Source organism: Prevotella phocaeensis (assembly GCF_900065875.1).
Classification (GTDB): domain Bacteria; phylum Bacteroidota; class Bacteroidia; order Bacteroidales; family Bacteroidaceae; genus Prevotella; species Prevotella phocaeensis.
The window spans coordinates 60,185-72,050 of sequence record NZ_LT160615.1; the positions used below are offsets into that span (position 1 = coordinate 60,185).

General features: G+C 45.7%; 8 protein-coding genes. 5 read left to right on the forward strand and 3 right to left on the reverse strand.

The genetic code is table 11. The features are described from left to right. Nucleotides 1-6: 6 nt before the first annotated feature. From BN3912_RS00240 to BN3912_RS00250, 3 genes are all read right to left on the reverse strand, one after another. Nucleotides 7-510, reverse strand: a complete 504-nt coding sequence (locus BN3912_RS00240; RefSeq protein ID WP_023984798.1) for a DUF1599 domain-containing protein — start codon at nt 508-510, stop codon at nt 7-9. A gap of 109 nt (nt 511-619) precedes the next feature. Next, nucleotides 620-1,024 (reverse strand): hypothetical protein, encoded by a 405-nt coding sequence (locus tag BN3912_RS00245; protein ID WP_004368461.1) that lies wholly within the window; start codon nt 1,022-1,024, stop codon nt 620-622. 623 nt (nt 1,025-1,647) lie between these two features. Then, nucleotides 1,648-3,312 (reverse strand): phosphatase PAP2 family protein, encoded by a 1,665-nt coding sequence (locus tag BN3912_RS00250; protein WP_023984799.1) that lies wholly within the window; start codon nt 3,310-3,312, stop codon nt 1,648-1,650. Between the two features lie 187 nt (nt 3,313-3,499). On the opposite strand from BN3912_RS00250, the gene BN3912_RS00255 reads away from it, so the two are divergent. The 5 genes from BN3912_RS00255 (at nt 3,500) to lpxA (ending at nt 11,854) form a co-directional block, all read left to right on the forward strand. Beyond that, on the forward strand, nt 3,500-4,930 hold the full coding sequence (locus BN3912_RS00255) for a CCA tRNA nucleotidyltransferase (RefSeq protein WP_023984800.1): 1,431 nt from the start codon (nt 3,500-3,502) through the stop codon (nt 4,928-4,930). 201 nt (nt 4,931-5,131) lie between these two features. Next, nucleotides 5,132-6,319, forward strand: coding sequence for an efflux RND transporter periplasmic adaptor subunit (locus BN3912_RS00260; RefSeq protein WP_023984801.1), 1,188 nt, complete (start codon nt 5,132-5,134; stop codon nt 6,317-6,319). A gap of 65 nt (nt 6,320-6,384) precedes the next feature. Further along, nucleotides 6,385-9,648 (forward strand): efflux RND transporter permease subunit, encoded by a 3,264-nt coding sequence (locus BN3912_RS00265; RefSeq protein ID WP_004368468.1) that lies wholly within the window; start codon nt 6,385-6,387, stop codon nt 9,646-9,648. Between the two features lies 1 nt (nt 9,649). After that, nucleotides 9,650-11,041: an efflux transporter outer membrane subunit gene (locus BN3912_RS00270; RefSeq protein WP_023984802.1), complete on the forward strand. Its 1,392-nt coding sequence runs from the start codon at nt 9,650-9,652 to the stop codon at nt 11,039-11,041. 30 nt (nt 11,042-11,071) lie between these two features. Beyond that, on the forward strand, nt 11,072-11,854 hold the full coding sequence (gene lpxA, locus BN3912_RS00275) for an acyl-ACP--UDP-N-acetylglucosamine O-acyltransferase (protein ID WP_004368472.1): 783 nt from the start codon (nt 11,072-11,074) through the stop codon (nt 11,852-11,854). Nucleotides 11,855-11,866 lie beyond the last annotated feature (12 nt).

Below are 11,866 nucleotides of genomic sequence, written 5' to 3' on the forward strand. Positions count from 1 at the left end.
AGTCTGTTACTCGGAGAGCCTAATGGCACCGAACACAGCATAGTTGATGATATCCATATAATTGGCATCGATACCCTCCGAAACGAGCGCTTTACCATGAATATCTTCCAATTCTTTTATCCGTTGAACCTTGGTGAGAATGAAGTCGGTATAGCTGCTAATGCGCATAGAGCGCCATGCTTCGTCGTAATCGTGGTTCTTTTTGAGCATCAGTTCGAGGGCTTTCGATGCCTGTGTGTCGTACAACCGCAAAGCGTCGTCGGGCAGCATGTCTACCTCGTCTACAAAACCTTTTTCTAATTGTATCAGCCCGATGATGCCATAGTTGATAAGGGCAATGAACTCAGGCCTGATACCTTCGCCCACTAAAGACTCGCCTTTGATTTCAAGAGAGCGTATTCGTTTGGCTTTGATGAAGAGTTGATCGGTAAGAGACGATGGGCGCAAGATACGCCACGAGGCACTGTAGTCGTGAAGTTTCTTTGCAAAAAGTTCCCTACACTCGTGCATTACGCTTTTAAACTGTTCTTCCGTGTTCACTTGATTCGTATTTATATCGGATGCAAATTTACTGATTTCTGCCGAAACAGCCAAATAATTTATAGGATGGAGCGTAAGGCTATTTCTGCTTTTGGCGCATCTTGATCATTCTTACCACACAGCACATGGCATCGTAACGGGCTTGCAACGAGTCTCGTTTTGCACGGAGCATGTTGGCGCGATATAGGTTTTTCTCTAACGGAATTAATCCCAAAGTGGCTTGCAGTGCCGAATCGGTATGCGCAATATCGTTTTGTGCCATCTTTAGAGAGGCATTCTGCCATACGGTAAGCGCCTTCTTGCGGGCTTCTATTGCCGTGGGATATTTCTCGCGCAGCGATGTTATAGAGTCAAGAGTTTGCCTGTATGCTCCCTGATTGTATAGTTCTTCGATCTTAGAGAGCATGGCAAGAGCCTTATTGTCTTCGGTTTCAGCGCACGAAGCAAAGGCTAATGCGATGATGATAAGCCAAATATATCTCATAACAATGCAAAGTTACGAATAAAAACTTGGTATAATGCAACGATAGGCGGTTAAACTTAAAATATTTCTGTGAAAAACTGTGTAAATTTATGTAGGGAGATAGGGATGAGAGATGAGCGATTAGGGATGAGCGTTTGGTGGGCGTATCGTGAGAATTTAGTTCACCTAAGATTTTTCGAATGGATAATTATGTCTTTTTCCCCTCATTTGGAGCTTCTTGAGAGTATAGGCAGAGAATGTTTCTACGGAACGGATATTAATCATAAATCTTTTGTTTTTCTTCCCTGTGTTCTTGCTCCGTATTTATTAGTTAGGCCATCTGTGACCGACAGAGGTGCTGCCTATACCCGATAAATATACTCTCTATGTTCGATAGACAGATGGGCTGATTGTACCATAGAGACTTGCTTTACTAAATTTCCTATATGTGTAGCATGAAAGAGATAGTGCTTATGAGAATTCAGGCAGGTTTAATTCCTGCGATACGCCCACCAGACGATCTTCACCAATCCCTCATTATTCATCACCAATCCCCTTCTGTAGAGGGGGAAGGATAGGTTTCCTCTTTTCTCTCTTTCCTTTTTTCCTGTTCCTGCTTCTGCCGAGTTTGCCAGCTTGCAGTATCAGAAAGAAACACTAAATGCGGCTCCTAACGAAAATGTAGACATGTATTTTCGTTGACGGCTGGTGTAAGAGTGTATGTAACTGTCGGCATTTGCCGGCTGTCCTTCGTAGGTAAGGTTCTCTGCTGCAGCCTTGATAAACTGCGTAGGTGCGTAGGTGATGTTATATTTCTGCCTGCAGAAGTCGTAATCAAGATATAATCTCCATGCGAAAAACGACTTTTGAGCGAAGGTAAACGATACACCTGTGGCGAAATTAGTGGACTTGTTGCCCTCCATATTCAGATATTCCCATGAGGTATCGTATTTGTTTGTTGTTACAGAACCGTCGTTTCCTTGGTGCATTCGTACCTCGTAAGTAAGGAATTTCTTACCGTTGTTGTTTTCGTATGACATGTCTACGTCCATTTTTACGCCTTTGGCATGCGCGTTGATGTCGATTCCGTGCATATAGCTGCGCCCTATAAGTAGCTTAGTACCCACGGCGCAGTGCGACGATATGGGCAGACTGAAATAAAGGCCGGCACCTGTGGTGAATTCAGACAGGTGGTCTGAATTTACTTTCAGGGTGTACTCCTCGATAAATCTCCCTATCGTAGGGCTGAAATCGGCAAGGTCTCCTAATGGATTTTGCGTAAACTCTTTCCAGTTCTTTACGCGTTTTGAACTTATGCGCAACCTTCCTCCTACGCCTATATAAGGGTTAAAGAAGTAGGCTCCCTCTACTCCGATTTGTGTAGATACCGTGAACTTCAGTTCTTGAGCAGGCAACTCGTCGTAATATTCTTCCAATTGCAAGTCTTTTACGGGTAGTTTAAGCGACTGATGCCCCAGTCCTACGCCTGTTTGAATGTTGAAAAACGAGGGGTACCTTGTCAGGTCGTTCTGTAAAAACAGGTCGTTTTTTATGATACCTTTGCCTTTGAACAGCAAATCGCCTATGGAATAACCCAGTTCGGTGGACAATATACCGATGCCGGCACCGGCAAACGTATCGCTTACCCAGTGGCGGTTGTTGAGTACGCGCATGCATCCGGTGGCGGTGGCCAGTGCATATCCCGCGATTGAGAACCAAGGACTGCGTGTCATACCATACTCCTTGTGAAAGATGGTGGCCGCTGCAAATGCCGTAGCCGTATGCCCTGACGGAAACGAATTGTGACTTGTGTCGTCTGGACGTAACTCCTTGGCGGTATATTTTATACCATTGACGAGCGCAGCCATCACAACGTACGAAGCTGCACTGCTAACTAAATAGCGCGGCCAGTTGCTTCTGCCCTCGTATCCCGCTGCTTTAAGACCGGTAGCTGCCACGAGCGGCAGGTATTGGCTATAGTTGTCGGTCTCGTTGTGGAACTCATAAACGAATTTATTGCGCAGGTTACGGAAGTTTTTACGGTCTCTCCGCAGTAGGATGCCGGCCGTAATCCACGGGATACTTGTCAGAGATACGTCGCTTTTAAAGCTGTGCTGTTGTGTTTGGTGTACTGTTTGTATCGAATGGAAAGCATGGATAAGTGTATCGGGCGTGGCAAGTGTACCCCTTGTGCCTTGTATAATAGGCTGAAGAGTATCGGGTGTTTGGATGCTGTCGGGTGGTACTTGTGCCGAAAGCGTGATTAAGCAGATGAATTGTATGAGTAGAGCAGTTATTATAAATTTCATCCCATTACCGTTTAGGTGCAAAATTAATGATATAATTATGCATACTCTTGTGGTTTTACTTGATTTAGTTATTTTTAACTCCTGTATTGGTTTTCTGCATTCTTCCGTGCAGGCATAATTCTGCTATAATGGTTCTATGAACCGAAAAATATTCGTATCTTTGCACCGCTAAAGCGTAATATTTGTAATGAAACTATTTTCTGATGCCGATTTGGCACGCATTCTCGATAAAGACATATTCCATAAAATTTCCTTGGCAGCCGACTCTCTTGGCATGGAATGCTATGTGGTGGGCGGTTATGTGAGAGACATATTCCTCGAGCGCCCCTCTAACGATATCGATGTAGTGGTGGTGGGAAGCGGTATACAGGTAGCCGATGCGCTGAAAAAACTACTTGGCAAACGTGCTCATATTTCTGTTTTCCGTAATTTCGGTACGGCTCAAGTGAAGTTCGGCAGTATGGAAATCGAGTTTGTGGGGGCACGTAAGGAGAGTTACAGCCACGATTCGCGCAAGCCGGCAGTGGAGAACGGTACGCTTGAAGATGACCAAAATCGCCGCGACTTTACTATTAATGCTTTAGCAATATGCCTGAATAAAGAACGTTTCGGTGAGTTGATAGATCCTTTCGGTGGGCTTGAAGATATGGAAGACGGCATTATACGGACGCCACTCGATCCGGATACCACCTTTTCAGATGATCCCTTGCGCATGATGAGGTGCGTAAGGTTTGCCGCACAACTTAATTTCTTTATCGAAGATGCTACTTTCGAGGCGCTTAGGCGCAATGCCGACCGCATAAAGATCGTGAGTGCGGAGCGCATAGCCGACGAACTGCACAAGATAATGATGACGCCTGTGCCGAGTAAAGGGTTCTTCGAACTCTATCGTTCGGGTTTGTTAGAGATCATACTGCCCGAACTTTGCGCCCTCGATGTGGTGGATACGCGGAACGGAAAGGCACATAAGAATAATTTTTATCATACGCTTGAGGTCGTCGATAATATCGCCAAGCATACCGATAACCTGTGGCTGAGGTGGGCTGCTTTGTTCCATGACATCGGAAAACCTCGCAGCAAACGGTGGAACCCTGCCGTGGGATGGACGTTTCATAACCATAACTTTATCGGTGCAAAGATGCTTCCGGGCATTTTCAGACGGTTAAAGTTTCCGATGGATGCCAAACTGAAGTTCGTTCAGAAATTGGTGGATATGCACATGAGGCCCATTGCGATTGCAGATGATGAGGTAACCGACAGTGCCGTACGCCGTTTGATGAATGATGCAGGCGACGATGTAAACGATTTGATGTTACTTTGCGAGGCCGATATTACAAGCAAGAATGCGCAGCGAAAGCAGCGTTTTTTGGATAATTTCCGTATTGTTCGCGAGAAATTGAAGAACTTGGAAGAGCGTGATTACAAGCGTTTGTTGCAGCCGTGCATCGATGGTAACGAAATTATGGAGATGTTTCATCTGCAGCCTTCGCGCGAGGTGGGGGCGCTGAAGCAGAGTCTTAAGGATGCCGTTCTTGATAATAAGGTGCCCAATGAGCGGGAACCGTTACTCGAATTGCTGCGTAAGAAAGCAAAATCTATGGGACTTATGGACCGATAGATGTAAGAAAAAGAAGAAACGTCTTTACTTTTTTTTGCTTAAATTTGTTTCTTTATAATAATTGTTAAAAGTAATGTAACTTGTGAACATAGTTACTAAGGAATGATTATTTTTGCATCGTAAAACTTTTCTAAGTGTAGAAGTTTTGCCTTGTGGTCAGGTTTTTAGTATCGAGATATAAATTATAATATTTAAATAGGTATGAAGATTAAGAGTGTTTTATGCTTTATGGTTGCTGCAACGCTAATGGCGTGTGGTGGAAAGAGTTCCATGAAGATGGGTGATAATCAGTTTCCGGTTAGGACGATCGGTTCTTCTAATGCGGATTTGCAAACCACCTATCCCGCAGCTGTCAAGGGTGTTCAGGATGTGGAGATACGTCCTAAGGTCTCCGGATTTATCACAAAAGTGTGTGTACATGAAGGTCAAACCGTTTCGGCAGGCCAGTTGTTGTTCGTTATAGACAACGAAACGTATCAGTCGGCAGTGCGTCAAGCCCGTGCAGCAGTAAATACTTCGCGTGCTCAACTGAATACTGCGAAGCTGACGTATGATAATAATAAGAAACTATTTGATAGGAATATTATCGGGCAGTATGAACTTTCAACGGCTCAAAATAGTTATGAAACGGCTCGTGCAGCCCTTGCTCAAGCGCAGGCTTCGTTGGCTTCGGCTAAAGAAACACTGGCTTATTGTTTCGTGAAAAGTCCTACTGCCGGCGTTATCGGTAGTCTTCCTTACAAACGGGGAGCCTTGGTAAGTGCTTCGAATACGCAGCCTTTAACCACGGTTTCTAATATCAGTACCGTAGAAGTTTACTTCTCTATGACAGAAAAAGACATCATGAACCTGACCAAGATGACCGGCGGAATTAATGAAGCTATTGCGAAATTCCCGCCTGTGAAGCTGCAATTGGCGGACGGGACGATTTATAATCAGCCCGGAAAAGTGGTGAAAATGAGCGGTGTTATCGATGCTTTAACAGGTGCAGCAAGTATGATTGCCCGTTTTCCCAATCCCGATAAACTGCTGAAGAGCGGTGCTTCAGGGCAGATCGTTGTATCATCTAACAGCAGTAACGCTATCGTAATTCCTCAAGAGGCTACCTCAGAAGTGCAGGATAAAGTTTTTGTTTATCTTGTTGGTAAAGATAATAAGGTGAAATATACGGAGATTAAAGTCGATCCGCAGAACGATGGAAAGAATTATATTGTTACGAGTGGTCTTTCCGTAGGCGACCGTATAGTAACGAAAGGACTTACCAAACTGTCTGATGGAATGGAAATCAAGCCGATTACAGAGGAGCAGTATCAGAAGAATTTAGATGATGCAGTGAAGAAAGGTGAAGCCAACAGCAGTTCAAGTAAGTTTATCGATGCCATGAAATAATTCCTCATACGGGGAAATTATATATGTGCAGATAAACGAATAGGGATAATAATTTCAGATAACTTATGACATTTACACATTTTATCAAGCGTCCGGTACTGTCTACGGTAATATCGATATTCTTCGTATTATTGGGAGGAATCGGACTTATATCGCTGCCTATCGCGCAGTATCCTGACATTGCACCGCCGACGATTGCGGTTTCTACGACCTATACCGGTGCCGATGCGCAGACGGTAATGAACTCTGTTGTAACGCCATTGGAGGAAAGTATCAACGGTGTAGAGAACATGACGTACATGACTTCGCAGACTACGAATGACGGTTATGCATCAATTACCGTTTATTTCAAGCAGGGAACGAACGCGGATATGGCGGCTGTGAACGTTCAAAACCGTGTGAGTCAGGCGCAGGCATTGCTACCAGCAGAAGTAACAAGGGTGGGCGTTACCGTTTCTAAACGCCAGTCTTCCCAAGTGTTGATGTATACACTGACTACAGAAGACGGCAAATACGACGATGAATTCCTTACCAATTACAATAACATCAATATCATTCCGGCTATTAAACGTATCAATGGAGTCGGTGATGTGAATACTCCCGGTATGAAGACCTACTCTATGAGAATATGGTTGCAGCCGGATAAGATGAAGCAATATGGCCTGATTCCCTCGGATGTGACGGGTGCATTGGCGGAACAGAATATAGAAGCTGCTCCCGGAAAGTTCGGTGAACAGAGCAATATGGCCTATGAATACGTGATGCGTTATAAAGGTCGTTTGAAAACAGCCGATGAATATGAGAACATTATCATCAGCAGTGACGCGAACGGACAGACACTGAAATTAAAGGATGTAGCTAAGATTGAGCTGGGAGGATTGCAGTATTCCGTTTCAATGAAGAACAACAACCAGCCCTCTGTGATGGGTATGGTGCAGCAAATTGCCGGTTCTAACGCCAATGAGATTGCCAAGAATGTGAAGGCAGAGCTCGATAAACAGGCCAAGAGTTTCCCTCCCGGGATGGAATACAAGATCAATTATGATGTAACAGAGTTCCTTTATGCTTCTATAGAGGAGGTTATCAAGACGCTTGTCATTACACTTGTGCTGGTATTCTTCGTGGTTTACATCTTTTTGCAGGACATGCGATCGACGTTAATTCCGCTGATTGCCGTGCCTGTAGCATTGATCGGCTCATTCTTCTTCCTGTGGGTATTCGGATTTTCCATCAACCTTCTGGTACTTTCGGCATTGTTGTTGGCAATTGCGATAGTGGTGGATGATGCCATAGTCGTGGTGGAAGCCGTGCATGCCAAACTCGATCAAGGTTACCAAAGTGCACTAACGGCGTCTATAGATGCTATGAACGAAATTTCCGGAGCCATCATTTCTATTACTTTGGTAATGGCAGCGGTGTTCGTGCCGGTATCGTTTATCGGCGGAACCAGCGGTACTTTCTATCGTGAATTCGGTGTTACGATGGCAGTAAGTATCATCATTTCGGCCGTCAACGCATTGACATTATCACCCGCATTGTGTGCCATATTCTTAAAACCCCATGCAGATGAAGAGGGTGAACATAAGTCTACATTCATCAGCAGGTTCCATGCAGGCTTCAATATCGTATTCGATAAGACAGTCGCTAAATATAAGAAAGGTGTAGAGAAATCCATTAATCGCCGCATTCTTACGGGAGTTATTATCCTTATAGGCATCATAGTGCTCGTGGTAACAATGCAGACAACCAAGACAGGCCTTGTGCCCGACGAGGATACAGGCACGCTGTTCGTCACCATATCTACACCGCCCGCCACCAGTCAGGCACGTACTCAAGAAATTACGAATATCGTAGATAAGATGTTGGCAAGCAATCCTGCTATTCAATCCCGTGAGCAAATCGTGGGTTACAACTTCATTGCAGGACAAGGTTCCGACCAAGCTACTTTCATTATCAAGCTGAAACCGTTCGAAGAACGCCCCGGTGGATTCTTCCATAACCTTGCAGGTTTGTGGGAAGGAGACGGTATCAAGCGTTTCTTCATCAACTCTAAGTCGAGCACGGCCGTATTGGGTATGATTTACAAACAAACTGCCTCCATCAAAGATGCACAGATCATAGCCTTCCAACCACCTATGATTCCCGGCTTCGGTGCTACCAACGGTGTAACATTCTCTATGCAGGATAAGACGGGAGGCGACCTGAATAGGTTCTTCAATATTACCCAAGAATATCTTGCAGAGCTAAACAAACGTCCGGAAATTCAGACGGCTATGACATCTTACAACCCGAACTATCCGCAGTATATGGTAGATGTGGATGTGTCGAAGTGTAAGCAAAGCGGTATTAGTCCTTCTACTGTGTTGACAACATTGCAAGGTTATTACGGTGGACTTTATGCCTCCAACTTCAATGCCTACGGCAAGTTGTACCGTGTAATGGTACAGGGCGATGTGGCAAGCCGTATGCGTCCCGACGGTCTTTCCAATATTTATGTGCGCACTTCATCGGGCATGGTTCCCATAAGCGAATACGTTAACCTGCGAAGAGTGTACGGTCCGTCGAATATCAACCGCTTTAACCTCTTTACATCTATCAATGTCAATGTTACTGCAGCCGACGGATATTCATCCGGTCAGGCCATTAAAGCGGTGGAAGAAGTGGCTGCCCAGATGCTTCCGGAGGGTTATGGACTCGATTATTCGGGCCTTACGCGGTCGGAACAAGAATCGAGCAACTCCACTGCAATTATCTTCTTGCTGTGTATAGTGTTCGTTTATCTGATCTTATCTGCACAGTATGAGAGTTACATTTTGCCGCTCTCTGTCATCCTGTCTCTGCCGTTCGGTCTTGCCGGAGCATTTATCTTCACGCAGCTCTTCGGCCATTCCAACGATATCTACATGCAGATTTCGCTGATTATGTTGATCGGTCTGTTGGCCAAGAACGCTATCTTGATAGTACAGTTTGCCCTTGAGAGGCGACGTACAGGTATGGCCATTCGCTATAGTGCCATATTGGGAGCCGCCGCACGTCTGCGTCCTATCCTCATGACATCGCTTGCCATGGTTATCGGTTTGCTGCCTTTGATGTTCGCATCCGGTGTAGGTAAGAACGGTAACCAGACGCTTGGAGCCGCTGCAGTGGGCGGTATGCTCATCGGTACACTGATACAAATCTTCGTTGTACCGTCGCTATTTGCCGTATTCCAATGGCTGCAAGAGCGGATAACACCGTTGAAGTTCGAGGATGAAAACAATCCCGAAGTAGCTGCGGAGTTAGAACAATATGCCCACGGCAAGTTCATTCAATGTAAAGAAAAAGAATAAAATGAAGAAATTAAATATCATTATAGCAGGTCTTGCAGTGCTGGTTCTTACCGGCTGCAAGAGCCTTTACGGAAAATATGAGCGCCCCGAAGTACAGACAAGCGGTCTCGTTCGCGATGCTATGTCTGCCGCAGACACCCTTGCCGTCGGAGATACGGCGAGCTTCGGCAATCTGCCTTGGCGCAGCGTTTTTACCGATCCGCAGTTACAGGTACTTATAGAGCGAGGGTTGAACCATAATACCAACCTGCTTAATGCAGCGCTCAACGTGCAGATAGCAGAGGCTCAACTCAAGTCGGCCAAGCTGGCTTTCTTGCCTTCATTCAGTTTCTCACCGCAAGGAACAATCGCTTCGTGGGATGGAAACAAGGCTACCAAAACCTATAGCCTGCCTATCAATGCCTCTTGGAGTGTAGACCTCTTCGGCAATCTGCTATCGCAAAAGCGGGCTGCACAGATGACTTTGCTTCACTCGCGCGACTATCAGGTGGCAGTACAGACCAATCTTATTGCCAATATGGCCAACATGTACTACACGCTTTTGATGCTCGATAGGCAGTTGGAGCTGGTGTCTGACATGGAAATATTGACCAAAGACACGTGGGAGATCATGAAAGTACAGAAAGAAGCGGTAAGGGGCGTGCGTTCTACAGCGGTGCAGGCAGCCGAGTCGAACTACTATTCCGTGCTGACGAGGAAGGCAGATTTGAACCGTCAGGTGCGCGAAACAGAGAATGCACTCTCGCTGCTTGTAGGTCAACAAGTGCAGGCTATCCCGCGCGGGAAGTTAGAAAGTCAGTCTTTACCTACCAATCTTTCTACCGGTGTAGGTGTGCAATTGCTCAACAATCGTGCCGATGTACATGCTGCAGAGATGTCGCTTGCCCAGTGTTTCTATAATGTAGAAACCGCTCGGTCGCGCTTTTATCCGGCACTGAACCTCAGTGCATCGGGCGCATTTACCAATAGTGCCGGCGGCATGATTACCAACCCGGGCAAATGGTTGCTCTCTGCTGTGGGTTCGCTTACGCAGCCTATCTTCCAGAACGGTAAGCTCATTGCCGGATTGAAGGTAGCTAAAGCGCAGTATGAACAGGCATATAATACATGGCAGAACTCTATATTGACCGCCGGAAGCGAGGTTAGTAATGCGCTTGTTTTATACAATACCTCCGACGAGAAGAGTAAGATAGAGGCCAAACAGATAGAGGTACTCAAGCAAAACGTGGAAGATACCAAGGCTTTAATGGCCAGTGCCGGCAGTACTTACTTAGAAGTAATCTCCGCACAACAGTCGTTATTGAACACTGAACTATCTAAAGTATCCGACGATTTCAGCAAGATGCAGGCTGTCGTAAATCTGTATTACGCCTTAGGAGGCGGCGCCAAATAGCGCATAACGTTTAACTTAACAAGAAAAGATATGGCAAGTGAAATAAGTGCAAGGGCAGAAGTATCCCCCAAGGCCAAGATCGGAGATAACTGTAAGATATTTCCTTTCGTCTATATAGAGGATGATGTCGTTATCGGAGATAACTGTATAATATTCCCGTATGTGAGTATCATGAACGGTACGCGCATGGGAAACGGTAACAAGGTGCACCAATGTACGGTGTTGGCTGCCATTCCTCAGGATTTTAACTTTCGCGGAGAAGAGAGCGAACTGGTTATTGGAGACAACAATACCATACGCGAGAACGTCGTTATCAACCGTGCCACGCATGCCGGAGGGCGTACTGTACTGGGCAATGACAATATGTTGATGGAGGGAGTTCATATCTCTCACGACACCAAGGTGGGTAACCATTGCGTGTTCGGTTATGGAACTAAGATTGCCGGAGACTGCGAAATAAGCGACGGGGTGATATTCAGTTCGTCGGTAATCGCCAATGCTCGCACGCGTGTGGGGAGCGGTTCGATGATACAGGCAGGCACGACATTTTCGAAGGACGTACCGCCTTATATCGTTGCGGGCGGTGTTCCTGTAAGCTATGGCGGTCCTAATACCACGATGATGACGGCATACGGCGTCGACGAAAAGGTGCAGAAGCACATCGCCAATGCCTATCGGTTGGTATTCCATGGGCAGAACAGCGTGTTCGATTCTGTGCTCCAAATCAAGGAACAGGTACCCGATTCGCCGGAAATCAGGAATATTATCAGTTTTATAGAAACCACAAAATTAGGCATTATCAGTAAAATGTAATTCATACCTATT